The 24,920-nt window shown below is 65.4% G+C and carries 20 protein-coding genes and 2 tRNA genes; 4 read left to right on the top strand and 18 right to left on the bottom strand.

Annotation, left to right across the window (positions count from 1 at the left end; translation table 11 throughout):
• Positions 1-58 precede the first annotated feature (58 nt).
• Both rlmB and rnr read right to left on the bottom strand, forming a co-directional pair.
• The gene (gene rlmB, locus BMZ43_RS21370) at positions 59-811 is read right to left on the bottom strand and encodes a 23S rRNA (guanosine(2251)-2'-O)-methyltransferase RlmB (protein WP_093256372.1); all 753 of its coding nucleotides are present in this window, start codon (positions 809-811) and stop codon (positions 59-61) included.
• Positions 808-3,924, bottom strand: coding sequence for a ribonuclease R (gene rnr / locus BMZ43_RS21365; RefSeq protein WP_093256369.1), 3,117 nt, complete (start codon positions 3,922-3,924; stop codon positions 808-810). Before rnr ends, rlmB begins: the two co-directional genes overlap by 4 nt.
• 210 nt (positions 3,925-4,134) lie before the next feature.
• On the opposite strand from rnr, the gene BMZ43_RS21360 reads away from it, so the two are divergent.
• A tRNA-Leu gene (locus BMZ43_RS21360) sits at positions 4,135-4,221 on the top strand.
• 112 nt (positions 4,222-4,333) lie between these two features.
• A tRNA-Leu gene (locus tag BMZ43_RS21355) sits at positions 4,334-4,420 on the top strand.
• 639 nt (positions 4,421-5,059) lie between these two features.
• Here BMZ43_RS21355 and BMZ43_RS21350 read toward each other — a convergent pair.
• The 11 genes from BMZ43_RS21350 to BMZ43_RS21300 all read right to left on the bottom strand — a co-directional run bounded on the left by BMZ43_RS21350 (position 5,060) and on the right by BMZ43_RS21300 (position 18,006).
• Positions 5,060-6,355 (bottom strand): adenylosuccinate synthase, encoded by a 1,296-nt coding sequence (locus BMZ43_RS21350; RefSeq protein WP_064307632.1) that lies wholly within the window; start codon positions 6,353-6,355, stop codon positions 5,060-5,062.
• 78 nt (positions 6,356-6,433) lie between these two features.
• Positions 6,434-7,621, bottom strand: coding sequence for an ATP phosphoribosyltransferase regulatory subunit (locus BMZ43_RS21345; protein WP_093256366.1), 1,188 nt, complete (start codon positions 7,619-7,621; stop codon positions 6,434-6,436).
• Positions 7,622-7,876: 255 nt separating this feature from the next.
• The gene (gene hflC, locus BMZ43_RS21340) at positions 7,877-8,746 is read right to left on the bottom strand and encodes a protease modulator HflC (RefSeq protein ID WP_017642910.1); all 870 of its coding nucleotides are present in this window, start codon (positions 8,744-8,746) and stop codon (positions 7,877-7,879) included.
• Positions 8,746-9,933, bottom strand: coding sequence for an FtsH protease activity modulator HflK (gene hflK, locus BMZ43_RS21335; protein WP_017642909.1), 1,188 nt, complete (start codon positions 9,931-9,933; stop codon positions 8,746-8,748). The genes hflC and hflK overlap by 1 nt, the downstream gene beginning before the upstream one ends.
• A 98-nt stretch (positions 9,934-10,031) precedes the next feature.
• Positions 10,032-11,336, bottom strand: a complete 1,305-nt coding sequence (hflX, locus tag BMZ43_RS21330; protein WP_017642908.1) for a ribosome rescue GTPase HflX — start codon at positions 11,334-11,336, stop codon at positions 10,032-10,034.
• Between the two features lie 20 nt (positions 11,337-11,356).
• Positions 11,357-11,602: an RNA chaperone Hfq gene (gene hfq / locus BMZ43_RS21325; RefSeq protein ID WP_007161156.1), complete on the bottom strand. Its 246-nt coding sequence runs from the start codon at positions 11,600-11,602 to the stop codon at positions 11,357-11,359.
• An 87-nt stretch (positions 11,603-11,689) separates the two neighbouring features.
• Positions 11,690-12,670, bottom strand: a complete 981-nt coding sequence (gene miaA, locus BMZ43_RS21320) for a tRNA (adenosine(37)-N6)-dimethylallyltransferase MiaA (RefSeq protein ID WP_064307630.1) — start codon at positions 12,668-12,670, stop codon at positions 11,690-11,692.
• Positions 12,671-12,712: 42 nt separating this feature from the next.
• A complete protein-coding gene (mutL, locus tag BMZ43_RS21315; RefSeq protein WP_093256363.1) occupies positions 12,713-14,608 on the bottom strand; it encodes a DNA mismatch repair endonuclease MutL in 1,896 nt (631 codons plus the stop codon).
• Positions 14,601-16,031 carry an N-acetylmuramoyl-L-alanine amidase gene (locus tag BMZ43_RS21310; protein ID WP_026084069.1) on the bottom strand — a complete coding sequence of 477 codons (1,431 nt, stop codon included), beginning with the start codon at positions 16,029-16,031 and terminating at the stop codon, positions 14,601-14,603. The genes mutL and BMZ43_RS21310 overlap by 8 nt, the downstream gene beginning before the upstream one ends.
• A gap of 38 nt (positions 16,032-16,069) precedes the next feature.
• Positions 16,070-16,531 (bottom strand): tRNA (adenosine(37)-N6)-threonylcarbamoyltransferase complex ATPase subunit type 1 TsaE, encoded by a 462-nt coding sequence (tsaE, locus tag BMZ43_RS21305; RefSeq protein ID WP_093256398.1) that lies wholly within the window; start codon positions 16,529-16,531, stop codon positions 16,070-16,072.
• Positions 16,519-18,006 (bottom strand): NAD(P)H-hydrate dehydratase, encoded by a 1,488-nt coding sequence (locus tag BMZ43_RS21300; RefSeq protein WP_093256360.1) that lies wholly within the window; start codon positions 18,004-18,006, stop codon positions 16,519-16,521. The genes tsaE and BMZ43_RS21300 overlap by 13 nt, the downstream gene beginning before the upstream one ends.
• Before the next feature lie 61 nt (positions 18,007-18,067).
• Here BMZ43_RS21300 and queG point away from each other — a divergent pair, with 61 nt between their 5' ends.
• A complete protein-coding gene (gene queG / locus BMZ43_RS21295; RefSeq protein WP_093256358.1) occupies positions 18,068-19,132 on the top strand; it encodes a tRNA epoxyqueuosine(34) reductase QueG in 1,065 nt (354 codons plus the stop codon).
• A gap of 16 nt (positions 19,133-19,148) precedes the next feature.
• On the opposite strand, the gene BMZ43_RS21290 is transcribed toward queG, so the two are convergent.
• The 5 genes from BMZ43_RS21290 to BMZ43_RS21270 all read right to left on the bottom strand — a co-directional run bounded on the left by BMZ43_RS21290 (position 19,149) and on the right by BMZ43_RS21270 (position 23,801).
• The gene (locus BMZ43_RS21290) at positions 19,149-19,835 is read right to left on the bottom strand and encodes a DUF2931 family protein (protein WP_064307626.1); all 687 of its coding nucleotides are present in this window, start codon (positions 19,833-19,835) and stop codon (positions 19,149-19,151) included.
• Positions 19,832-21,703: a PAAR domain-containing protein gene (locus BMZ43_RS21285; protein ID WP_064307625.1), complete on the bottom strand. Its 1,872-nt coding sequence runs from the start codon at positions 21,701-21,703 to the stop codon at positions 19,832-19,834. Before BMZ43_RS21285 ends, BMZ43_RS21290 begins: the two co-directional genes overlap by 4 nt.
• 97 nt (positions 21,704-21,800) lie before the next feature.
• Positions 21,801-22,415: a trimeric intracellular cation channel family protein gene (locus BMZ43_RS21280; protein ID WP_026084067.1), complete on the bottom strand. Its 615-nt coding sequence runs from the start codon at positions 22,413-22,415 to the stop codon at positions 21,801-21,803.
• 16 nt (positions 22,416-22,431) lie between these two features.
• The gene (orn, locus tag BMZ43_RS21275; RefSeq protein ID WP_059316402.1) at positions 22,432-22,980 is read right to left on the bottom strand and encodes an oligoribonuclease; all 549 of its coding nucleotides are present in this window, start codon (positions 22,978-22,980) and stop codon (positions 22,432-22,434) included.
• Between the two features lie 50 nt (positions 22,981-23,030).
• A complete protein-coding gene (locus BMZ43_RS21270) occupies positions 23,031-23,801 on the bottom strand; it encodes a class I SAM-dependent methyltransferase (RefSeq protein WP_093256356.1) in 771 nt (256 codons plus the stop codon).
• A gap of 94 nt (positions 23,802-23,895) precedes the next feature.
• Between BMZ43_RS21270 and rsgA the strand changes: the two genes are divergently transcribed.
• Positions 23,896-24,918: a small ribosomal subunit biogenesis GTPase RsgA gene (gene rsgA, locus BMZ43_RS21265; RefSeq protein ID WP_064307623.1), complete on the top strand. Its 1,023-nt coding sequence runs from the start codon at positions 23,896-23,898 to the stop codon at positions 24,916-24,918.
• Positions 24,919-24,920: the final 2 nt, after the last annotated feature.

The following is a 24,920-nucleotide window of genomic DNA, read 5'->3' as shown; positions in this document are numbered from 1 at the left end:
CGCGATTCGTATAGTGCGATACGCGCCAGGTCGGTACCCAGACGTTTCCTGGGGCAGTCTATCTGGACGCAGAGGCGCGTCTTTGACGCACGGCCTCGAACAGGCAGACGCCAGTCGCTACCGAGACATTGAGACTGCTGACGCTGCCGGCCATGGGCAGGCGGGCCAGATGATCGCAATGCTCGCTGGTCAGCCGGCGCATGCCCTTGCCCTCGGCGCCCATGACCATCACGGTCGGGCCGCTCATGTCGACGTCATAGATCTCCTGGGTCGCCTCACCGGCGGTACCGACGATCCACAGCCCGCGCTTCTGCAGCTTTTCCAGGGTCCGCGCCAGGTTGGTGACGGCCACCAGCGGCAGCACCTCGGCGGCGCCGCAGGCCACCTTGCGCACCACCGCGGTCAGGGTGGCCGACTTGTCCTTGGGCACGATTACCGCCAGGGCCCCGGCGGCATCGGCGCTACGCAGGCAGGCGCCGAGGTTGTGCGGATCGGTGACACCATCGAGCACCAGCAGCAGCGGCGGACCTTCGGCCCGATCGAGCAACTCCTCGAGCATGGCCTCGCCCCAGACCTGGCTCGGACTGACCTGGGCCACCACGCCCTGGTGGACGCCCTCGGCCAGTTCGTCGAGCAGTGCCCGCGGCTTGGTTTCCACCGCCAGGCGTTGACCAGCGGCCAGCTCCAGCAGGGCCTCGACCCGCGGCTCACGCCGTCCTTCGGCGATCCAGAGCTGCTTCACCCGCCGCGGATGGAAGCGCAACAGCGCTTCCACGGCGTGGATACCGTAGACGGTTTCCAACTGGCTCATGCGTCATCCTTGGGGCGCGACTGACCCTTGCGATGGGGCTTCTTCGCCTTGGCCTTGGTCTTGGTCTTGGCTGCAGCCTTGGCCTTGGCCTGGTCTTCGGTCTTGGGCTTGCCTGCCGATTTCTTCTTGGCACCTGCAGCCTTGGCCTTCTTGACCCTGGCATCCACCGCCGCGGCACCTTCGGCAGCCGCCCCCTTACCCTGACGGGCTGGCGCGGTCCGCGTCTTGGCCGTGTCGCTGGCCTTGCCCTTGTCGGCATTACCCTTGGCTTTGCCATTGGCCTTGCCTACGGTTTTGGGCTTGCCGCCCTCGACCTTGGCTTCGGCCAGCAGGGCCTGCTTTACCGCGCGACTACGTCTGACGTCGGTATTACCGAGCAACTGATCGTCCTGCCTGGACGATTTCGACGGAGTCGCCTCAACCGAAGCTGGCATAGGCGTACTGGCGTTCTGCTGTTGCGCCGAGGAGGTCGCGCGCCGACGCTCGCTCCGCGAGCGACGCGGCTCAGACTCCGGTTCTGGCGAAACGCTCGCAGGCGCTGCCTCGACCGTTGCGGCAACACCCTGCTCCTGCGTCGGCGCATCACGACGACGACCATTACGCGAACGGCGGGGCTCACGCTCCGGCTCCGGCGAGACGGCCTCAGTGGCGGTCTCGGCCTCCGGAAGAGCGCTTGGTTCCTGTACTGGCGCCGGCGTACCGCGACGACGACCGTTACGCGAGCGACGGGGCTCACGCTCTGGCTCCGGCGAAGCGGTCTCAGTCGCGGTCTCGGCGACCGGAAGAGCGCTTGGTTCCTGCGCTGGCGCTGGCGCACCACGGCGACGGTTGCCACGCTTCTGACGCGGCTCGCGCTCTTCACGCACCCGTGGCGCCCCGGCGCTGGCCGGCAGCACGAAGTCGATCTTGCGCTCGTCCAGGTCGACCCGGGCCACCACCACCTCGAGGGGATCGCCCAGTCGATAGCTGCGACCGCTGCGCTCGCCGGAGAGGCGATGGTGAACGCTGTCGAAGTGATAGTAGTCGTCGGGCAGCGCGGTGACGTGCACCAGGCCCTCGACGAACACTTCGGACAACTCGACGAACAGGCCGAAACCGGTCACCGCGGTGATGACGCCGGCATAGGTCTCGCCGACGCGATCCTTCATGAACTCGCACTTGAGCCAGTTGGACACGTCCCGCGTGGCTTCGTCGGCGCGGCGCTCGGTCATGGAGCACTGCTCGCCGAGCTGATCCAGGCGCAGTTCGTCATAGGGATAGATGCGCGCCTTGGCCATGCTCGTGGCGCCTGCGCGCTTGACGTGCTTGGTCTCCAGCTTGGAGCGGATGACGCTGCGAATCGCCCGATGCACCAGCAGATCCGGATAACGGCGGATCGGCGAGGTGAAGTGGGTATAGGCCTCGTAGTTGAGACCGAAGTGACCGTTGTTGTCCGGACTGTAGACCGCCTGGCTCAGGGACCTGAGCATCACCGTCTGGATCAGCCGGAAATCCGGTCGCTCGCGGATCTGCTGCAGCAGCGCCTGGTAGTCCGAGGGCACCGGATTGGCCTTGCCCTTGGTCAGCGACAGCCCCATCTCGCCGAGGAACTGACGCAGATTGGTCTGCTTTTCCAGGGGTGGAGCGTCGTGCACCCGGTAGAGCGCCAGCACCTTGTGCTTTTCGAGGAATTTGGCAGTGGCCACGTTGGCGCACAGCATGCATTCCTCGATCAGCTTGTGGGCATCGTTGCGCTGGGTCGGGCGGATCTCGGAGATCTTGCGATCGGCGCCAAAGACGATGCGCGTGTCCTGGGTCTCGAAATCGATGGCGCCGCGAACGTGACGGGCGGCCAGCAGCACCTTGTACAGGCTGTAGAGCTGCTCCAGGTGCGGCACCACCTCGCCGAGCTGCTTGCGCAACTGCTTGCCTTCAGCCGACTTGGGCTGCTCCAGCACCGTGGAGACCTTGTTGTAGGTCAGGCGCGCATGGGAGTGGATGACCGCTTCGTAGAACTGGTAGCCGGTCATGCGCCCGGAGCCGGCGATGGTCATCTCGCAGACCATGGCCAGGCGATCCACCTGGGGATTGAGCGAGCAGAGGCCGTTGGAGAGGGCCTCGGGCAGCATGGGGATCACGCGCTCGGGGAAATACACCGAGTTGCCGCGCTTTTCCGCTTCGGCGTCCAGCGCCGAACCCACCTTGACGTAGTGGGAGACGTCGGCGATGGCGACATACAGCCGCCAGCCACCGGACTTCTTGGCTTCGGCATAGACGGCATCGTCGAAGTCACGGGCGTCTTCGCCATCGATGGTGACGAAGGGCAACTGGCGCAGGTCGATGCGCTTCTGCTTGTCCTTTTCCTCCACCTCAGGCTTAAGCTTGGCGGCTTCCTTCTCGACGGCCTTGGGCCATTCGTTGGGGATGTCGTAGCTGCGCAGGGCGACCTCGATCTCCATGCCCGGCGCCATATAGTCGCCAAGGATCTCGACCACTTCGCCCTGGGCCTGACGGAAGGTGGTGGGCCATTCGTCGATGCGCACCTGCACGAACTGGCCGTGGGCGGCGCCGCCATGCTTGCCCTCGGGCACCAGCACCTGCTGGCCGATCTTGGGATTGTCCGGCACCACGTAGGCCAGACCGCTCTCCTGGAAGAAGCGCCCGACCAGGGATTCGTGCGCCCGGGTGACCACCTCGACCAGGCCGCCTTCGCGACGACCGCGCCGATCATGGCCGGCGACTCGCGCCAGGGCGATGTCGCCGTCGAACACCAGGCGCATCTGCGCCGGGCTGAGGAAGAGATCGTCGCTGCCGTCGTCGGGGATCAGGAAGCCGAAGCCATCGCGATGGCCGGCGATGCGACCACGCACCAGATCCAGCTTGTCGATGGGGGCATAGGCGCCGCGGCGGGTATAGATCACCTGGCCGTCGCGCTCCATGGCGCGCATGCGCCGCCGCAGGGCTTCGAGTTGGTCTTCGGTGACCAGGCCAAATTCCTCGGCCAGCTGGGGCCGTGTGGCCGGAGCGCCGCGATCGGCGAGATGAGCCAGAATGAGTTCGCGACTCGGAATGGGGTTATCGTACTTTTCCGCTTCCCGGGCGGCCTCGGGATCGAGGGATTGCCAATCGGCCATCAGTCTGGGGTTACCTTCTAAGTCTGGGTTCGGTAGGAACTGCCATAAAGCCTATTGAAACGTGAAAACCGCGCAATAGTTAGCCTGGCATGCTCAATAAAAATATTTTTCACAGCAGGGGTTTACAAGCAAACGCCCTCTGAGTAAAGTGCCGCCCCACGACGCCGTGAGCAATCGCGACGCCGGAGATGAGCAATCATCGCCTTGAGTGCCCAGGTGGCGGAATTGGTAGACGCACTAGGTTCAGGTCCTAGCGGTGGCAACACCGTGGAAGTTCGAGTCTTCTCCTGGGCACCACTCATTATAGTCGATCGATTTGCAGATCGGTCGACGAAAAGCCGGCGCTAGCCGGTTTTTTAATCCTGAAATCCGCAAGGATGACGGGAAGCGATCAGAAGTCGCACTGCAGGCCCAGGTGGCGGAATTGGTAGACGCACTAGGTTCAGGTCCTAGCGGTGGCAACACCGTGGAAGTTCGAGTCTTCTCCTGGGCACCAATACCAAGCGGACGATCCCTGATCGGACGCAACGGAAAAACCGGCTTCGGCCGGTTTTTTCTTGCCCGCGAAAAGATGCGACCCCCTCCCCTACCCCTTGAACCGCCCCAGACTGCTGCGTAACTGGGCAATCCGCTCCGCTAGCCCTGGGCCTCCTGGAGGGCCACGAAGAGCCCCTGAATCGCCCTGGACGCAACACCGGCCAGCGGCGCGGCCAGGCTCTGCCCTGCCAGCTTCGTCGAGACCATCACCCACATCGCCTCCAGCCCGTCGCAAGGACAGGTCTGGCGTTCAGACTTTGCTGACCAACGCTCGGCCACACCTCCTTGCAATCTCTCACAGCACTAGAGGCTAGCCACAGCACCAGAACTACCCGGATGACGACCACGGGCAGCAGACTGATGGATACCGGCAGCGGCAGGCGACTACGCAGCAGCGACAGGAGAAACGACCGGGGGTATTCAGTGGCGAAGGCTATCGGCAACTCATGACGAGCGGACCACAGCGGTAAAAGGTCATAGCGATAAGCTGGCCATTTCGGAACAGCGACTGCCCTGAGCACCCAAGCGTCCCGCCTCAACCCCTGGAAAGCGAAAAGCCCCGCGAGGCGGGGCTTTTCCGGCTGCATCCTTTAGCGCATCAGGCGAAAGGATGGCGCAGCACGATGGTTTCCTTGCGATCCGGACCGGTCGAGACGATGTCGATCGGCGCCTCGACCAACTCGGCGATGCGGCGGATGTAGGCCTGGGCATTGGCCGGCAGAGCCTCGAGGCTCTGGGCGCCCACGGTGGATTCGCTCCAGCCCGGCATGTCTTCGTAGACCGGCTGCAGACCGTTGTAGCTGTCAGCGTCGGTGGGCGCCTCGGTCAGCAGGTTGCCAGCGGCATCCTTGTAGCCGGTGCAGATGCGCACGGTTTCCAGGCCATCGAGCACGTCCAGTTTGGTCAGGCACAGACCGGAAATGCTGTTGATCTCGATGGAACGACGCAGGATGACGGCGTCGAACCAGCCACAACGGCGCGGACGACCGGTGACGGAACCGAATTCATGCCCCTGTTTGGCCAGGTAGGCACCGGTCTCGTCGAACAGCTCGGTCGGGAAGGGACCGGAGCCGACGCGGGTGGTGTAGGCCTTGGTGATGCCGAGGATGTAGTCCAGGTACAGCGGGCCCACGCCGGAACCGGTCGCCACGCCACCGGCGGTGGTGTTGGAGCTGGTGACGAAGGGATAGGTGCCGTGGTCGATGTCCAGCAGGGTGCCCTGGGCGCCTTCGAACATCAGGTTCTCACCGGCCTTGCGCAACTCGTGCAGACGGCTGACGACGTCCATGACCAGCGGCTGCATGACCTTGGCGTGCTCCATGGCCTCATCGTAGGTCTTCTGGAAGTCCACCGGCGGCTCGTTGAAGTAGTTCTGCAGGACGAAGTTGTGGTAGTCCAGCACTTCCTTGAGCTTGACGGCGAAACGCTCCGGATGGAACAGATCGCCGACACGCAGACCGCGACGGGCGATCTTGTCTTCGTAGGCCGGACCGATGCCACGCCCGGTGGTGCCGATCTTGGCTTCGCCGCGGGCCTTCTCGCGAGCCTGATCCAGGGCCACGTGATAGGGCAGGATCAGCGAGCAGGCCGAGCTGATGCGCAGACGCTCGCGCACCGGCACGCCACGGGCCTCCAGCTCGCCGACTTCCTTGAACAGGGCTTCCGGCGAGAGCACCACGCCATTGCCGATCAGGCACTGGGTGTCGGCGCGCAGGATGCCCGAGGGAATCAGCCGCAGGATGGTCTTCTGGCCATCGATGACCAGTGTGTGGCCGGCGTTGTGACCGCCCTGATAACGCACCACGGCAGCGGCCTGGTCGGTCAGCAGGTCCACGATCTTGCCCTTGCCCTCATCACCCCACTGGGTGCCCAGGACGACGACGTTCTTACCCATAACCTTATCCCCTGTCAGGAAGATTTCTGTCGGCCAGGCCGACGATGCTCACGTTCACCCGGATGCCAGATCCGGTGTTTAGGAATTCAAGGGCACCACGACCCAGGCGCCCTGCCGCTCGATCAGCCGGCGATCGCAACCCGAGCTGTGCAACTGGTCCGCGTCGTCATGACCGGTGGCCTGGACCACCCGTTCGCCCGCGGCACGCAATTCGCGCACGGCTTGCCAGAGCACCGGGGCATGGCCAGCCGGCGCCCAGATGCCGCGGCGCGGCTCGTCGAGCACGGCGGTGCCCAGCTCGACGAGGGTCTTCAGATCGGTGGAAAAACCGGTGGCAGGACGCGAACGCCCGAAGTCGGCGCCGATGTTGTCATAGCGACCGCCCTGGGCGATGGACTGCCCATTGCCCGGCACGAAGGCGGCGAAGACCACCCCGGTGTGGTAGTGGTAACCCCGCAACTCGCCCAGATCGAAATACAGCGGCACGCCCGGGAAACGCCCCTTGAGCGACTCGGCCAGAGCGACCAGCTCGTCCAGCGCCTGCAGGACGCCCGCGGGCGCACCCGCCAGGCGCTGCCGGGCCTGGTCGAGCACCGCAGCATCGCCGCTGAGCTCGACCAGTGCCTGCAGCCAGCCACGCTCGGCGACCGGCAGGTCGGCGGTCAGCTCGGCGATCTCGTCGACCGCCTTGCGCTGCAGGGCATCGAACAGCTGCTGCTCGCTGGCGCCGGAGACACCGGCTGCCTGGCACAGGCCGCGATAGATGCCCACGTGTCCCAGATCCATGTGGACGTCGGGCACCTGGGCCTGCTCGAGCACATCGAGCATCAGGCTGATGACTTCCAGATCCCCTTCGCTGCCGGGCACGCCATAGAGCTCGGCGCCGACCTGGATCGGGCTGCGCGAGGTGGACAGGGCACGGGGACGGGTATGCAGCACGCTGCCGGCATAGCACAGCCGGCTCGGACCGCGCTGCTTGAGGCTATGGGCCTCCATGCGCGCCACCTGGGGCGTGATATCGGAGCGGAAGCCCATGAGGCGACCGGAATTGGGATCGGTCACCTTGAAGGTGCGCAGCTCCAGCTCCTTGGCTGCGCCGGTGAGCAGCGATTCCAGGAATTCCAGGTGCGGGGTGATGACGAACTCGTAGCCCCAGCAATGGAACAGTTCCAGCACCCGGCGCCGAGCGCCTTCGATGCGCGCCGCGTCGGGCGGCAGGATTTCCTCGATACCGTCAGGCAGCAGCCAGCGGTCTACCGTAGCCATTAGGCCTCTTCTCCATGTCATGGATCGGCACGCGGCTGCCGAGGTCGGCGCAGTGGATTCCTGGAGAATCCTGCCGCCGGATCAAGCCGCTCTGCCGTGGATTGCTACCCGGATCAGCCAGGGCGTCGCCCTTCCACGGGTTTCGTACGGACGCAAAAAAGCCGGGGATGGCCCCGGCTGATTCATGATAACACGAAAAAATCGGCGATCGGGGATGAACGACGAGCGAAGCCTAGGCGCCGTTCATCCCTGACCTCACTGCCCGGGGCTCTGGAAATACTTGAAGAAATCGCTCTTCGGATCCAGCACCAGGACATCGCTCTTGCTGGAGAAGCTGGAGCGATAGGCCTGCAGGCTGCGATAGAAGGAGAAGAACGACGGATTCTTCGAGTAGGCCTGGGAATACACCTGGGCCGCCTGGGCATCACCTTCACCGCGGGCCTGTTCGGCCTGGCGATAGGCTTCGGCCAGCAGCACGCGGCGCTGACGATCGGCGTCGGCACGGATGCCTTCGGCCAGTTCGCGACCCTTGGCACGGTGCTCGCGGGCTTCGCGCTCGCGCTCGGTGCTCATCCGCTCATAGACGCTGCGGCTGACTTCCTTGGGCAGGTCGATGGCCTTGACGCGCACGTCCAGCACCTCGATGCCCAGCTCCTGGTTGGCCATCTTGTTCAGGGCCGCGGTCAGCGAACCGACCATGGCATCCCGCTCACCGGAAACCACCTCATGCAGGGTGCGACGACCGAACTGGTCACGCAGGCCTGCTTCCAGGCGGCGCAGCAGGCGTTCGTCGGCGATCTGCTTGAGACCCGAAGTCGCGGTGTAGTAACGATCGGCATTGAAGATGCGCCACTTGGCGTAGGCATCCACCATCACCGCCTTCTTTTCCAGGGTCAGGAAGCGCTGCGTCGGGGTATCCAGCGTCTGCAGGCGGGCATCGAATTTGCGCACCCGGTTGACGTAGGGAATCTTGAAGTGCAGTCCGGGTTCCAGATTGGGCTCGACCACACGACCGAAGCGCAGCATCACCGCCCGCTCGGTCTCCTTCACCACGAACAGACTGCTCCAGGCGGCGAGGCCCAGAACGACCACGACGATCAGCGCGGCCAGCGATTTATTGCTCATCAGCGGCTCTCCCTGGTACGCGGCTCGGTGGACTGCGGCAGATTGCGAATGACCGAAGCGGCCGTGTCGCTCGACGCCGCCGGGGCAGCACCGCTGCTAATGGCCGAGGTCGGTGCCGGGGCACGGTTCTGCATCAGCTTGTCGAGCGGCAGATAAAGCAGATTCTGGCCGGCCTGACCGGTGACCATGATCTTGCTCGACTGGCCAAGCACTTCCTGCATCGTCTCTATATACAGACGCTCACGGGTCAGCTGCGGATTGGCCGCGTACTGCACCGCCAGCTGGCTGAAGCGCGAGGCATCACCCTGGGCACGGGCGACCACTTCGTCGCGGTAGCCGTTGGCTTCCTCGATGATGCGCTGGGCAGCACCGCGGGCCTCGGGGATCACGCCGTTGGCATAGGCTTCGGCCTGGTTCTTCTCGCGCTGCTCGTCTTCACGAGCCCGGATCACGTCGTCGAAGGCTTCCTGAACCTCACGCGGCGCCGAGGCACTCTGGATGTTCACCTGGGTCACGGTGATACCGGTCGCATAGGTGTCGAGGAAGCGCTGCAGCCGCTCGCGGACGCTGGTGGCGACCTGCTCACGGCCGTCGGTCAGCAACTGGTCCATGGTCGAAGAGCCGGCCACGTGGCGCACGGCGCTGTCGGTCGCCTGCTGCAGGCTGACCTCGGGCTGGTCGACGTTGAGGACGAAGTCCTTGAGGTTGGTGATGCGGTACTGGACGGTCAGCGGCACCTCGACGATGTTCTCGTCCTGGGTCAGCATGGCGCCCTGTTTGCTGTAGGCCCGCTCACGGGTCACGTTTTCCTGATACTTGGTCTCGAAGGGCGGGAAGTAGATGTTCAGGCCGGGCCCTACCGTCTCATGGTATTTGCCCAGGCGCAGCACCACCGCCTGCTCCTGCTCGTCCACGACGTAGACGGCGTTGTACAGCCAGAGAGCGCCGACCAGCAATACGCCCAGCAGCAGCAGACCTTTGCCACCACCCGAGCCAAAGCTGTCGCCGCCACTGCCGCCGGACCGCTTCTTGCCGCCGACCAGGCGGTTGATGCGGTCCTGAAACTTACGCAAGGCTTCGTCGAGATCCGGCGGCCCCTTGCGTCCACCATTGCCGCCACCGTTGTTGTTGCGGCCGCCCCAGGGGTCTTGATTGTTCGAGTTGCCACCGGGCTCGTTCCAAGCCATAGCGCTCTCCCTACTGATAACGCGAAAACGCGCCGAAATGGCGCGCCGACCAATGCTACCGGATGGTCCCTGCCCGAACAAAAGCGCCGAGCGGGGGTTTATTGCAAAACATGTTGCTGGATAAAGACTTCCGGTTCTTCACCGGCCCGGCTGAGCAGTCGATTGAGTTCGGCGCGGGGTACTCGTACAGACAACAGGATGTTGCCTTCGTCATCATGATCGTCCTGGCGAACCACGCCCAGCTCGAACAGCTGGGCCCGCAGCCGGGCGTGCCGCTGGGGCAGCCGCAACACCCCGACGAAAAGATCCTCGCCGAGCAATTCGGCCACGGCCTGACCGACCAGCTCCAGACCGCGCCCCTCGCGTGCCGACACCCAGACCCGAATCGGGCGCCCGGTCTCGTCGTCGCGCTGGATATGCGGCTCGACCCCGTCGAGCAGATCGAGCTTGTTGTAGATCTCCAGCATCGGCAACTCGTCGGCGCCGATTTCGTGCAGCACCGCCTCGACCTGCTCGATCTGCAGCTGGCGATCATCCTCGTGGGCATCGATCACGTGCAGCAGCAGATCGGAGTTGCTGGATTCCTCCAGGGTCGCGCGGAAGGCCTCCACCAGCTTGTGCGGCAGATGGCGGATGAAGCCCACGGTATCGGCCAGCACGATCGGCCCCAGATCCGGCAGCTCCAGACGGCGCAGGGTCGGATCGAGGGTGGCGAACAGCAGGTTGGCGGCGTAGACGCCGGATTCGGTGAGGCTGTTGAACAGGGTGGACTTGCCAGCGTTGGTGTAACCGACCAGGGACACCGAAGGAATCTCGGCGCGCCGACGACCGCGCCGAGCCTGCTCACGCTGGCTGCGTACCTTGTCCAGGCGCTGGCGAATCTGGCGGATGCGGATTCGCAGGAGACGACGGTCGGTTTCCAGCTGGGTTTCACCCGGGCCGCGCAGACCGATACCGCCCTTCTGGCGTTCGAGGTGAGTCCAGCCGCGTACCAGCCGGGTGCTCATGTGCTCGAGCTGGGCGAGTTCCACCTGCAGCTTGCCCTCGTGGGTGCGAGCACGCTGGGCGAAGATGTCGAGAATGAGGCCCGTGCGATCCAGGACGCGGCACTCGAAGGCTTTTTCGAGGTTGCGTTCCTGACTGGGCGTGAGGTCATGGTTGAAGATGACCAGATCGGCGGCATGAGCATGCACCTGATCGTGCAATTCCTCGACCTTGCCGGTACCGATGAGATAACGCGCCGTCGGCTGGCTGCGGTTCACCGTGACGAACGCCACGGTCTCCGCACCCGCCGATCGCGCGAGTTCGAGAAACTCCTGAGGATCTTCGCGCGCCTCGGGATGCAGGCCTTCCAAATGGACCAGAATGGCCCGTTCACCACCTTCGTGACGCTCGAAGAACAACAGGGCGCTCCTCTTGTTATTTATTCGCTATCCGACTCGCTCGTCTCGGAGCTGGGCAGACGGACCGGGCGGCTCGGCACCACGGTGGAAATTGCATGCTTGTAGACCATCTGGCTGACGGTGTTCTTGAGCAGGATCACGAACTGGTCGAAGGACTCGATCTGACCCTGCAGCTTGATACCGTTGACGAGATAGATGGAAACCGGAACGCGCTCTTTACGCAGGGTGTTCAGGTAAGGGTCTTGTAGCGAATGCCCTTTTGACATCGTGTCGCTCTCCTAAAGAAATGAAAATACTGATCTGGCGACATGCCAGTTTCCGCTGCCCACCATGGACACGCGGACAAAAACGATTCAGCTGCGAGGCGATATGGAGTCGCCGGCCAGGCATTTCAAGATCCGTGGCAGATTGTCACAAGCCAGGCTGTCGAAGGTGTGCGCGGCGGGCCAGCCACGCAACCAGGTCAACTGCCGCTTCGCCAATTGCCGCGTCGCCGCAACGCCACGCGCCACCATCTCTTCTCGCGTGCAATCCCCTTCCAGGAACTCCCACACCTGACGATAGCCTACGGATCGCATGGACGGCAGACCAGGATGCAGATCGGGACGTTCCCGCAAGGCTGAAACTTCGTCGATGAAGCCCTGTTCCAGCATCAGACCGAAGCGCTCGGCGATACGCGCATGGAGCACCTCACGCCGACCAGGCGCCAGGATCAATTGGGCGACAGTATAGGGTAATTGCGTCTGGGGCGCGCCGTTCGAATCGGCATTGGCACTCATTTGCAACGCGCGATGCGCGGTCATCGACTGGCCGCTGACGCGATACACCTCGAGGGCGCGCAGAAGGCGCTGGGGGTCGTTGGGATGGATGCGCGCCGCCGACACTGGATCGACCTCGGCCAGTTGCCGATGGATCTCGCCCCAGCCCGCCGTGGCCGCCAGTGCCTCGATCTCGGCGCGCACCCCGGCATCGGCACCGGGCATGTCGGCCAGGCCTTCGAGCAGGGCCTTGAAATAGAGCATGGTGCCGCCCACCAGCAGCGGGATGCGCCCGGCGGCGGTGATTTCGGCCATGGCCGCCAGGGCATCGGTGCGAAATTCGGCGGCGGAATAGCTCTCGGCAGGGTCGCGGATGTCCACCAGCCGGTGCGGATGGGCAGCCAGCACCTCGGCGCTGGGCTTGGCGGTACCTATGTCCATACCCCGGTAGATGAGCGCCGAATCCACGCTGATCAGCTCGATGGGCAGCAACCGGGCCAGTTCGATGGCGAGGTCGGTCTTGCCGGAGGCGGTCGGCCCCATGAGAAAGATGGCGGGCGGCAGGGGGGCGGTCATTGAGGATTCTCGGAGGACGCCGCGCAGGACGCGGCGGGGCGGTCAGCGGCCGCGCAGGAAGAGTTTGTCCAGGTCATCCAGGCTGAGCTGGGCCCAGGTGGGACGACCGTGGTTGCACTGGCCGCTGCGCTCGGTGGTTTCCATGTCGCGCAGCAGGGCATTCATCTCCGGCAGGGTCAGCCGCCGGTTGGCGCGTACCGAGCCGTGGCAGGCCATGGTGCCGAGCAGTTCGTTGAGGTGCGCCTGAATGCGATCGCTGGTGCCATAGTCGAGCAGATCGGCGAGCACGTCCTGCACCAGCCGCGCGGCCTGGGCCTGCTTGAGCAGCGCGGGGATCTGGCGGATGGCCAGGGTCTCGGGGCCCAGGCGCTGCAGCTCGAAGCCGAGGCGCTCGAACCACTGGCCGTGCTCTTCGGCGCAATCGGCCTCGCGCTCGCTGACCGCCAGGGACTCCGGCACCAGCAGTGGCTGGCCGCGCAGGCCTTCGCTGGCCATGGCCACCTTGAGCCGCTCGTAGGTGATGCGCTCGTGGGCGGCGTGCATGTCCACCAGGATCAGGCCCTGGGCGTTCTCGGCCAGGATGTAGATACCCTTGAGCTGCGCCAGGGCATAGCCCAGCGGCGGCACGTCGCCCTGTTCCGCGGGCAGGGGGGCAGCCTCGGCACCTGTCGGCAGCGGCGCGAAGAAGGCCTTGTAGGCGCTTTGCACCTCGGCCACCGGCGCGCCCGCATAGGGCTGCGGGGTCGGCGCGTAAGGCGCAGCACCCGATCCGCCACCACCGGCGAAAGGCTGGGCAGGCGGCGCAGGACTGTCGTGCAGAACGGCGGCGGCCAGGCGCATCTCGCCCTGGGGGCCGAATTCACCGGCGGCCGGACCGCTCAGCGGCGCCGGCGCCGTGGGTGCCACCACGGCGAGCTGGTCGTCCGGGCGGATGTCGCCGAGGGCGCGGTGCAGGGTGCCGTAGAGGAAGTCGTGCACCTGGCGGCTGTCGCGGAAACGCACCTCGTGCTTGGTGGGGTGGACATTGACGTCCACCGTCGCCGGATCTACTTCGAGGAAGAGCACGAAGGCCGGGTGACGGCCGTTGTAGAGCACGTCGCGATAGGCCTGGCGCACCGCGTGGGCGACCAGCTTGTCGCGCACCATGCGGCCGTTGACATAGAAGTACTGCAGATCGGCCTGGCTGCGGGAGAAGGTCGGCAGGCCGACCCAGCCCCAGAGGCGCAGGCCGTTGCGCTCGTGCTCCAGCGGCAGGGCCTGTTCGAGAAAGCCGGGGCTGCAGACGGCGCCGACCCGCCGCCCCTGGCTCTGGGGATCGCCCGCCGGATGCAGGGCCAGCAGGCTCTTGCCGTTGTGCCTCAGGTGAAAACCCACGTCGAAGCGCGCCAGCGCCAGACGCCGCACCACTTCCTGCAGGTGATCGAATTCGGTCTTTTCGGCGCGCAGGAACTTGCGCCGCGCAGGCGTATTGAAGAACAGGTCGCGCACCTCCACCGAGGTGCCCTGGGGGTGGGCGGCGGGCTGTACCCGTGGCTGCATCTCGCGACCCTCGGTCTCCACCTGCCAGGCCTGGTCCTCGCCCCGGTAGCGCGAGGTCAGGGTGAGCCGGGACACCGAGCTGACCGAGGCCAGGGCTTCGCCGCGAAAGCCCAGACTGGTGACGCTTTCCAGTTCGTCCAGGTGGTAGATCTTGCTGGTGGCATGGCGCGCCAGGGCCAGCGGCAGGTCGTCCGCCGGGATGCCATGGCCGTCGTCGCGGATGCGCAGCAGCTTGACCCCGCCCTGTTCCACCTCGATGTCGATGCGCCGGGCACCAGCGTCCAGGCTGTTCTCCAGCAGCTCCTTGGCCACCGAGGCGGGCCGTTCGACCACCTCGCCGGCGGCGATCTGGTTGGACAACCGCGGACTAAGCAGCTGGATACGCCGGGGTTCAGTCATTGCTGGCCGCCAGTTCGTGGGTGGGGATGGTCAGGACCTGACCGGAGCGGATGCGGTCGCCCTTTAGCCGATTGGCGGCGCGCAGGGTGGAGAGGTCGACATCATAGCGACGGGCGATGAGGCTCAGGCTTTCGCCCGGCTGCACCCGGTGCTGATCGATGCCGCGCACGCTGCCGACCTTGTCGCCCCGCTGCTCGCGCTGCCAGGCCAGGTAGGTGCCGGGCGGCGGGCGGTGCTGGAAGTACTGCACGATACCGGCCTGGATCTGCCGGGCGAGCAGGCCCTGGTGCGCTGGACTGGCCAGCTTGGCCGACTCGTTGGCATTGGTGATGAAGCCGGTCTCCACCAGGATCGAGGGAATGTCCGGCGATTTCAGCACCATGAAGCCGGCCTGCTCCACCCGCGAATGCAGGAGCTTGGTCGCCCGCCCGACCTGACCGAGGATGGTCTGGCCGACCTCCAGGCTGGAGGCCACGGTGGCGGTCATGGACAGGTCCATGAGCACCCCGGCGAGCATGGGATCCTTGTTGTCCAGGGCATCGGATACCCCACCGACCTGGTCGGAGCGGTTTTCCGCATCGGCCAGCCAGCGTGCGGCCTCGGAGGTGGCGCCGCGCTGGGACAGGGCGAAGACGGTAACGCCCTCGGCGCTGGCGCTGGGCGCGGAGTCGGCATGGATGGAGATGAACAGGTCGGCGCCCTTCTTGCGGGCGATGACCTGCCGCTGGCGCAGTGGGATGAAGTAATCGCTGGTGCGGGTCAGCTCGGCGCGAAAGCCCTTCTGCCGGTTGAGATTGGCCTGCAGCTGCTTGGCGATGGCCAGCACCACGTTCTTCTCGTACAACCGGCCGCGGCCGATGGCACCCGGGTCTTCACCGCCGTGGCCGGGATCGATCACCACCACCACGTCGCGCTTGCCGCTGGGGCTGGAGGGCAGACGGGTCGCCGGCTGGGCCGGGGTCACCGGGGTGGCCGGCAGATTGGGCGTGACGGTGGCGGGGATGTCGCTGGCGGCCGGATCGGTGCCCTGATCGTAGAGATCGACCACCAGGCGATTGCCGTATTCCTTGTTGGGCGCCAGGGTGAAACTCTTGGGCGTCAGGGCACCCTTGGTGTCCAGCACCAGGCGCACCTCGCCGGGCGAGCGCTGGGCCGCCCGCAGGCCGGTGATGGGAGTATTGCGCAGCGGCTTTTCGTTCAACCCACCGTCGAGCTGCGCGCCGGACAGGTCGATGACGATGCGGTCCGGGGCACTGAGGGTGAAGACGCTGGCCTTGACCGGGCCGGTCAGATCGAACACCAGACGGGTATTGTCGGGCGCACGCCAGACGCGCATGCCCTTGATCTGGGTGGCGGCCAGCAACTGACTGCTGAGAATCAACAACAACAGGCCGAGTCCCGACCTGAAAAAACACTTGCGCATGCCTGCGACCGTATAGCTGGAGAACGAAGGATCGGCGCCTAGGGCGCGAGGGCGGCGCACCAGGCCTCGCCGTGAGCACCATGACTAGTCAGGCGCAGATCACGGCCGTCGGCGCGTGGCGTAATGGTAATGTCCAGGTCGGGCTTTGGCAAAAAGCCCTGACCGCGCTCGGGCCATTCCACCAGGCATAAGGCCTCGGCTGTGAAGTAGTCGCGAATCCCCATGAATTCCAGTTCTTCGGGATCGGCCAGGCGGTAGAGGTCGAAGTGGTAGATCGCACCACTGGGCAACTCGTAGGGCTCGACCAGGGTGAAGGTGGGGCTCTTCACCGCGCCTGCGTGGCCGAGGCCGCGCAGGATGCCACGCGACAGGGTGGTCTTGCCGGCGCCCAGATCGCCGTGCAGATAGAGTACGCCACGACCGCCGCTGGCCTGGGCCAGGCGGGCACCCAGGGCATACATGGCGTCTTCGTCGGCGGCGTGCAGGGTCAGTTCAGGCATGGCTGGAGTTCCTCGAGCAACTGGCGGGCGACCGGGGGCAGATCGCTGGCGGCGAGACCGCGGCCCTGGCGACCCAGCTCGGCGCCGGCACGGCCGTGCAGCCAGGCGCCCAGGCAGGCGGCCTCGAAGGGCGCCAGCCCCTGCCCCAGCAGGGCGGCGATGATACCGGTGAGGATGTCCCCCAGGCCACCGGTAGCCATCGCCGGATGCCCTTCGCCACACAGCGCCATGCGACCATCCGGGTGGGCGATCAGGGTGCCGAAACCCTTGAGCAGCGCCACGCCGCCGTAGCGCCGCGCCAGTTCGCGGGCGCTGCCTGGGCGATCGGCCTCGATGTCTTTGATCGAGACCTCCAGCAGCCGGGCCGCTTCGCCCGGATGGGGCGTCATCACCCAGGGCCCGCGCGGCGCCTCGACCACGCCGGCGGCCAACAGATTGAGCGCATCGGCGTCCCAGACCTGGATGACGTCCAGCGTCGCGGCAGCACTGGCCAGCGCCTTGCCCCAGGCGCCCTGGCCCAGGCCCGGCCCGACGGCGAGCACATCGGCCTTCTTGGCCAGTTCCAGTACGGCGAAACTGGAACGTACGCCGGCGACCATCACTTCCGGCCGCCGCGCCAGCACCGCGGTGACGTTGGACGGCCGGGTTGCCAGGCTGAGCATGCCGGCACCGCAGCGTAGCGCCGCCTCGCTGGTCATGATGGCCGCGCCGCCGGTGCCTTCGTCACCGCCGATCACCAGCAGATGGCCGTATTGCCCCTTGTGCGCGTTGAGCGGGCGCGCCGCCAGGCGCGGCAGGTTGCCGGGCGCCAGACGCTGAGCGGTGGCATGGGCGGGATTCTGCGGTTCCTCCATCAGCGGCTCGAACACCAGACTGCCGACGTGATCCGGCCCCTTGCCGGTGAACAGCCCGAGCTTGAGACCGATGAAGGTGATGGTCAGATCGGCGCGCACCAGGGCGCCCGCCGCAGCGCCGGTATCGGCATCCAGCCCGGAGGGAATGTCGATGGCCACCACCGGCAATTCGCTGGCGTTGATCCGCTCGATGGCCGCGGCATAGGGCTCACGTGCGGCGCCCTTGAGCCCGGTGCCCAGCAAGGCATCTACCACCACGCCTTCCAGCGCGGCATCCGCGCGCCAAGGCTGGATGTCCACGCCGGCGGCCAGGGCCTCGGCATGGGCCAGGGCGGCATCGCCCTGGAGTCCGGCCGGATCGGCCAGGTGCAAGACCCGCGCCTGCCAGCCGGCCTTGCGCGCCAGACTGGCGACCAGGTAGCCATCACCGGCATTGTTGCCACCGCCCGCCAGTACGCAGAGGGCGCCGGCATGAGGCCAGCCATGGCGCAATGAGCGCCAAGCCGCCCCCGCCGCACGTCTCATCAACTCAAGACCGGGCAGACCGCCGGCGATCAGTTGGGCGTCGAGATCCCGCACCTGCTGGGCGCTGTAGAGCTGGAACGGCAGTTCGTCGTGCATGCTGGGAAAGCCTCCGGAGTCTGGCAAAATAGGCGGCCCTCCTGCCTGTGCGCTCCCGTCGATGTCCGCTGTCGCTCTCGATCTCGCCGCCCTGGCCGACCTCATCAAGACCTGGGGTCGGGAATTGGGCTTTCAACAGACCGGCATCGCCGGGCTGGATCTGGCACGTCACGAGGAACATCTGGAGCGCTGGCTGGCCGCCGGTTTCCACGGCGAGATGGACTATATGGCCGCGCACGGCAGCAAACGTTCGCGACCGGCCGAACTGGTCCCGGGGACTCTGAGGGTGGTTTCCCTGCGCATGGACTACCTGCCCGGCGACACCCGCATGAGCGAGCGCCTGGCCGATGGCAATGCGGCCTATATCTCCCGCTACGCCCTGGGTCGCGATTACCACAAGCTGATCCGCAAGCGCCTGCAGCAGCTGGCCGAGCGCATCCAGGGAGAGATCGGTCCCTTCGGCTATCGCGCCTTCGTCGACAGCGCGCCGGTGCTGGAAAAGGCCATCGCCGAACAGGCTGGCCTGGGCTGGATCGGCAAGAACACCCTGGTGCTCAATCGCAAGGCCGGCAGTTGGTTCTTTCTCGGCGAACTCTTCGTCGACGTGCCCCTGCCGGTGGACGAACCCACCCCACGCGACCACTGCGGCACCTGCCACGCCTGCCTGGACATCTGCCCGACCCAGGCCTTCGTCGGCCCCTATCAGCTCGACGCCCGGCGCTGCATTTCCTACCTGACCATCGAGTTCAAGGGCTCCATTCCACTGGAGCTACGGCCCTTGATCGGCAACCGGGTCTTTGGCTGCGACGACTGCCAGTTGGTCTGCCCCTGGAATCGCTTCGCCAAGCCCACCGCCGAAGGCGACTTCCAGCCACGCCACAGCCTGGACAGCGCCAGTCTGGCCGAGCTCTTTCGCTGGACCGAAGCCGAATTCCTCAGCCGCACCGAAGGCTCGCCCCTGCGCCGTGCCGGCTACGAACGTTGGCTACGCAACCTGGCCGTTGGCCTTGGCAATGCCCCGACCAGCATCCCGGTGGTGGAAGCCCTGAAGCTGCAGCGCGAGCATCCTTCGCCCCTGGTGCGTGAGCACGTGGAGTGGGCACTGCAGCGGCACGGCGAGGCCTGAGCGGCAGGCTAGACGTTCAGGGGCCTACCGTGGTGTAGGGGATCGGTGCCCACCAGCTGCCGTAGGGCACGCCGTACTTGTCGACATAGCGCTTGACCACCGGCGACAGCGGCCGGTACTTGCCGTTGGATTTGCCGCCATAGGGCCCCTTGGGCTCGATCTCGGCCTGGAGGGTCAGGACTTCGATGGGGTCGAGGCAGGGGCCCATGATCCAGACCTTGACCACGCCGCCGGGCGCCAGGCCGATGGTGAGGTCCTTGCGATAATCCGAAGTGCGACCACTGACCGGACACTCGGCTGGCAGACGCTCGACCATTTTTTTCCGTGCCCAATCAGGGATGGCGAATACCACCTGATAGGCTTGAGGCTCAATCATCGATTGCCAGCGCAGCGCTACCATATAGGGCAGATCTAGCCCGGTCATGTAGCGGCCTTTGCCCGACCCGATCCTTCTAGGCCAGCCCTTGGCAGTCGCCGACAGACTCGTGGGCTGTCCCATGGCAACTACACCACCCATGGCATTGGGAAAAAAGCGACCGTCGATGTCACTGAAATTGGCTAACTCTAACCAGACCTCCATGTAATTGGGCGCCAGAAAGCCCAGGTACCAGGCGTCGTAGGGCAGCTTGGGTTTGGGCGCGGCGTTGGTTTGGCAGCCAGCCAGGCCGAGCGTGAGGATAAGACACAGCAGCCAGCGGCTCATTCGGGATAGCCTACTTGGGGACGATTGGGATAGATGTTGCGCCGACCAGTAGCCGTGGGAGCGTTGACGAAGAATATGCCTAGGTCGCTGAGGTCTTTACCCAGTAGCGCGTTCCAGTGAGCAGAAAGATGTACATAGTGACCGAACAGCAGGCGAGTCTCGGCTTGGTCAATATGTAGCGGAGCACCTTGGGCGTTGGCTTGCAGCTTGGTAGCGACCCCCTTTAATTCATCGGGCAGGCGTAATTCAGGATCAGCTTCATCAATGGTCGCTAAGAGCACTCCGTTGGCAACAGCCATGCGATGCATTATGCGCAGGTAAACTAAAGACAGCTCCCCGCGCACCTGGCGCTCCAGGCGGACTGCAGAAATAACCTCGGTTTCCGGTAGTTCGCTGCGGATACGTGGCAAGTTATTGCGCCAGGTATCGATTTTCAGGGTTGCGGAACCTGGATCGAACCAGGGTTCTCGTTGAAGTTGCGTCATCTCAAGCTGGGCTTGGTGATAGCTCCAGGCCGCATGGCTGTCGGTGCCATAGCGCTCACGCGAGACGCGCGGCCGGGTTAACAGCAAGCGCTCGGTCATCTCAGGCGCATAGCCCCCACCTAGATCAGCATGGGCGCCAGGGAGGGCTATCTCTTGATGCTGCGGTGCGACACTGGTAAGGGCGAAGTTACGACGGTACTCATCACGAGCGACCAGATGCACCACCTTGCCTGCGCACCCTGCCGGGAGATAGAGGTTGACGCCGGGGTTGGCGATATCAGTCGGGGTAAAGTCGCCGCGCCTTGGATCAGCCAAAGCAGTCACGGTCTCGAACAAGCCGATGAAGTTGAGCTTTACCTTGACGCCTTGCCACGAAAAGCACTTAGCCAACCCCATTGCGGCAATACCGCCGCTCGTCTTGAGCACCTCGTTGGCAAAGTGCCGGGCGGCCGCGGCGCCTCGGCTAAAGCCAAAGAGATCAAACTCGACCGATTCGACGATGACATCAGGATTGATGCGTTTGAACTGATCGTAGCGCTCGCCGAACGCAGCTGGAAAAGTCTGAACACAACCCAGCACGCCACTGGCACCCAAGCCCGTCCCCATGGAGAAAGCGCTATCCGGTTGTCCGGCTCGAGTACCGATACCCTCGATATAGACCGGAATAGCCGCTGACTTTTCATCTTGTTCGACGGCGCGCTGGGTATCGTCTTGGTAGAGCCGATACAACCGCACGATGTTCGTATCAGCATTTGCGTAACTGCTGTTTGGATCGAGCATGAACTTCTTGCAGTACCGGGCGATGCTCTCTGCCTGGTCCCGGCGAAAGCCCTGCTCTTCCGCACGACAAGTCGCGCCGGTGGCGGCGTTGAAGAGGTTGTTGCCGGTGCCGTCGAAGAAGACGCCGATGCGCAGGGTGATGCGCTGTTCTATCGGGCGCTCTGCCTGTTCGCCGACTTCATCCCTGGCACCGGGTGCGCCATGCGGGTGTTTGGTAGGCGCCTCGATACCCTGTCGCTCCCGGTCGCGCAGCGCCGAAGGCTTGCCCTGCCCCGGTGCCAGGCCGGTAGCGCCTGCACGGCTTGCGCAGGCACCCTTGGCTGCGCCGCCTGCATCCAGGCCGATGATGACGCTGCCCGATCCGCCGATCACCACGCCGCCATGGCTGGTAAGGCTGCCGAGCACCGCTGCCGGTTGGCCGTTGATCAGGACGGTGGGGATGACCGCGGCGCTCAGGACCGCGCCACAGCCGCAGGCATGGCCGAGGGTCGCGGCCGGCAGGCCATCGAAAGAGACATCGGAGGAGCCCTGAACCAGGGCGGTGGCCCCACATTTGGGGCAGGCGACGGCGTCGCCCAGGCGCGCAGCAGGTTTTCCAGACATGACCGATCTCCCTATCGGTAACTGGGCGCCTGAAAATGCCGCACAAAAGGCTCTAGGACAAGGATTTCAGCGCAGCGCCGCGAAATCTGTCACGACCCTAGCCGTGGGGATCGTCCGGATAGGTGAAGGTCGGCATCTGCCAGTTGAATCTCAGCGCCAGCAGGCGCAGCAGCAGCCCCGCGGCCAGGGTGATGAGCAGCGCCTGCTCCTCGCCGAGCCACGGGCGGCAGAGCAGATAACAGCCAGCGGAGAGCACCGCCACGCTGGCATAGAGCTCGCGCCTGAGGATCAGGGGCACGTCGTTGCAGAGAATGTCGCGCAGGATGCCGCCGCAGGTGCCGGTGAGGGTACCGCTGACGATGACGATGGCCGGACTCAGGCCCATCTCCAGAGCCACCTGGCAGCCGATCACGGTAAAGGCCACCAGACCTAGGGCATCGAGCACCAGGAACAGCCGGCGCAGATAGCGCATGACCCGGGCGATGGCCACGGTGGCCAGGCCCGCGCCGACGGTGAGCGCCAGGTACTCCGGGTGCTTGACCCAGCCGAGCGGATAGTGCCCCAGCAGGACGTCGCGCACCGAGCCGCCGCCCAGGGCGGTGACGCTGGCGATCAGCGCCACGCCGAACAGGTCCATGCCGCGGCGACCCGCGGACAGGGCGCCGGTCATGGCCTCGGCGGTGATGGCGATCAGATAGAGGATGGACAGCAGCACGGCTGCGCGACCATCAGACCTTGATGAAGTGCTCGCGGTAGTGACGCAGCTCGGCGATGGAATCGCGGATGTCATCTAGCGCCAGGTGGCTGCCGCTCTTCTTCACGCCGTCACGCACATGGGGCGCCCAGCGCGCGGCTAGCTCCTTGAGGGTGGAGACGTCCAGGTTACGGTAGTGGAAGTAGGCTTCCAGCTCCGGCATGCGGCGATAGAGAAAGCGGCGATCCTGGCAGATGCTGTTGCCGCAGATCGGCGATTTGCCCTTGGGCACCCACTGCTGCAGGAATTCCAGGGTCAGGGCCTCGGCCTGGGCGGTATCGACGGTGCTCTCGCGCACCCGCTGGGTCAGCCCCGAGCCACCGTGCTGACGGGTGTTCCACTCGTCCATGCCGGCCAGGATCTCGTCCGACTGATGGATGGCCAGCACCGGGCCCTCGGCCAGCACATTGAGATCGCTGTCGGTGACGATGGTGGCCATCTCGATGATCACGTCCCGATCCGGATCCAGGCCGGTCATTTCCAGGTCGATCCAGATCAGGTGCTGCGGATTGGGGGTGGTCATGGTGAACTCCTTGATGATGGCAGCAGTGTAGCAGTGCGCCTGCCGCGCACCTACCGGCGCCAGAGCAGCAGCCGGCTGCCACGCAGGTCGCCCACTTCCAGCACCCTGTCCGCTGGCTGGCCGGGAATCTCGAAGGTGTTGCTGATCAGCCAGCTGCCGGCCCGCAGCTCCGTGCTGGCCTTGTCGCCCAGGCGCGGCATGGGCGCCGGGGAGAGAAAGCAGTAGACGACGTCGAACTCGCCCAGCTCCACTCGCCAGAGATCGCGATAGCGCACCTGGCAGTTGCGCCGTGGCAGGCAGCGCAGCCAGGCCAGGGCGAAGCTCAGCGGCGCCGTCTCCACACCGACGAAGGTGGCCTGCGGAAAGCGCCGGGCCAGGTCGACCAGGGTATCGCCCAGGCCGCAGCCCAAGTCGACGAAGCGAAAGGTCGGCTCGCGCTCGGCGAGCAGTTCGGCAAGCCGCTCGCGGGTTTGGCGCCCGGTGAGATAGAGCGGCACCCGCTCGCGCAGGCTGTTCCAGTTCAGCAGCAGGAGCAGCAGGAAGCCGAGCGCGGCGATACCCGCCGACAGGCCGCGACCGCTGACCAGGTAGAGCGCCGGAGCGAACAGCAGATTGATGAAGACCCACCAGCGCGCCAGGCCCAGGCGTTCGCCCAGCAGCGCCGCGAGCACCGCCTGCAGACACACCAGCAGCAGCAACGATGGGCGCTGCCCGGTGAAGCCGGCCCACAGCCGCAGTCCGACGACCGCCAGCACCAAGGCGGCCAGTTGCACCAGCACGGCCAGCAACAGGGGATAGCGCGAGGCGAGATGGGCCAGCATGGGGGCTCCAGAGCGACGAGGTGCGCCAAGTTTAGGTAATCCGCGAGAGGCGGCCAATGCTAGACTCCTCGACCCTGAAACCCGCGGACTTCCCATGGCCAAACGCCACCTGACCCGTCGCCAGAGCTGGCGGATCGAAAAAATCCAGACTGAACGCGCTGCTCGCGCGGAAAAGCGCGAATCCAAGCTGGTCGACGAACTGGAAGGCGGCGATCTGGGCCCGGAACAACAGGGCCAGGTGATCGCCCATTTCGGCGTTCAGGTGGAGGTCGAAGATGGCGAAGGTCGGCTGCAGCGCTGCCATCTGCGCGCCAACCTGCCGACCCTGGTCACGGGCGACCAGGTGGTGTTTCGCTCCGGTATCCAGGGCAATGGCGTCATCGTCGCCCAGTTGCCGCGCCATTCGGAGATCTGCCGGCCGGACATGCGCGGTCAGCTCAAGCCGGTGGCGGCCAACGTCGACCGCCTGGTGATCGTCTTTGCCCCGCTGCCCACGCCCCATGCCAACCTCATCGACCGGTACCTGGTGGCGGCCGAGCATGCCGGCATTCAGCCGCTGCTGCTGCTCAACAAGGCCGACCTGATCGACGAGCACAACGGTCCGGCGCTGGACGAACTGCTGGGCATCTACCGCGAGCTGGACTATCCGCTGCTGGAGGTGTCGGCCCACAACGGCCTGAGCATGGACCAGCTCAAGAGCGCTTTGGACGAACACGTCAGTGTCTTCGTCGGTCAGTCCGGCGTGGGCAAGTCGTCGCTGGTGAACGCCCTGCTACCGGGCGTCGATACGCGCGTCGGGCCGCTGTCGGAGCTGACCAACAAGGGCACCCACACCACTACCACCGCCAGGCTCTTCCACTTTCCCGATGGCGGCGACCTGATCGACTCACCCGGTATTCGCGAATTCGGCCTCAGTCACGTCAGCCGCGACGACGTCGAAGCCGGCTTCAAGGAATTCGGCGACTACCTCGGCCACTGCCGCTTCCGCGACTGCAAGCACGAGCGCGAGCCCGGTTGCGCCCTGCTCGCGGCCCTGGAACGCGGCGATATCCATCCGCAGCGGATGGCCAGTTACCGGCATATCCTGGCTAGCCTGGAAGGCGAATCGCGCTACTAACG

Origin of the sequence: Pseudomonas sp. Snoq117.2, assembly GCF_900110545.1 — a bacterium.
GTDB classification, from domain to species: Bacteria; Pseudomonadota; Gammaproteobacteria; order Pseudomonadales; family Pseudomonadaceae; genus Chryseomonas; species Chryseomonas benzopyrenica.
The sequence above is the reverse complement of the archived record's forward strand: the minus strand, read 5'-3'. Positions and strand labels throughout refer to the sequence as shown.

Coding starts and splice junctions, on each gene's coding strand:
- rnr (WP_093256369.1), bottom strand. CDS start 3,924: ATGGCCGATTGGCAATCCCTCGATCCCGAGGCCGCCCGGGAAGCGGAA.
- BMZ43_RS21345 (WP_093256366.1), bottom strand. CDS start 7,621: ATGGCTACGGTAGACCGCTGGCTGCTGCCTGACGGTATCGAGGAAATC.
- rsgA (WP_064307623.1), top strand. CDS start 23,896: ATGGCCAAACGCCACCTGACCCGTCGCCAGAGCTGGCGGATCGAAAAA.
- BMZ43_RS21290 (WP_064307626.1), bottom strand. CDS start 19,835: ATGAGCCGCTGGCTGCTGTGTCTTATCCTCACGCTCGGCCTGGCTGGC.
- BMZ43_RS21270 (WP_093256356.1), bottom strand. CDS start 23,801: ATGCTGGCCCATCTCGCCTCGCGCTATCCCCTGTTGCTGGCCGTGCTG.
- tsaE (WP_093256398.1), bottom strand. CDS start 16,531: ATGCCTGAACTGACCCTGCACGCCGCCGACGAAGACGCCATGTATGCC.
- hflK (WP_017642909.1), bottom strand. CDS start 9,933: ATGGCTTGGAACGAGCCCGGTGGCAACTCGAACAATCAAGACCCCTGG.
- hfq (WP_007161156.1), bottom strand. CDS start 11,602: ATGTCAAAAGGGCATTCGCTACAAGACCCTTACCTGAACACCCTGCGT.
- hflC (WP_017642910.1), bottom strand. CDS start 8,746: ATGAGCAATAAATCGCTGGCCGCGCTGATCGTCGTGGTCGTTCTGGGC.
- BMZ43_RS21350 (WP_064307632.1), bottom strand. CDS start 6,355: ATGGGTAAGAACGTCGTCGTCCTGGGCACCCAGTGGGGTGATGAGGGC.
- BMZ43_RS21300 (WP_093256360.1), bottom strand. CDS start 18,006: ATGCACGACGAACTGCCGTTCCAGCTCTACAGCGCCCAGCAGGTGCGG.
- rlmB (WP_093256372.1), bottom strand. CDS start 811: ATGAGCCAGTTGGAAACCGTCTACGGTATCCACGCCGTGGAAGCGCTG.
- queG (WP_093256358.1), top strand. CDS start 18,068: ATGTCCGCTGTCGCTCTCGATCTCGCCGCCCTGGCCGACCTCATCAAG.
- BMZ43_RS21285 (WP_064307625.1), bottom strand. CDS start 21,703: ATGTCTGGAAAACCTGCTGCGCGCCTGGGCGACGCCGTCGCCTGCCCC.
- BMZ43_RS21310 (WP_026084069.1), bottom strand. CDS start 16,031: ATGCGCAAGTGTTTTTTCAGGTCGGGACTCGGCCTGTTGTTGTTGATT.
- mutL (WP_093256363.1), bottom strand. CDS start 14,608: ATGACTGAACCCCGGCGTATCCAGCTGCTTAGTCCGCGGTTGTCCAAC.
- miaA (WP_064307630.1), bottom strand. CDS start 12,670: ATGACCGCCCCCCTGCCGCCCGCCATCTTTCTCATGGGGCCGACCGCC.
- orn (WP_059316402.1), bottom strand. CDS start 22,980: ATGACCACCCCCAATCCGCAGCACCTGATCTGGATCGACCTGGAAATG.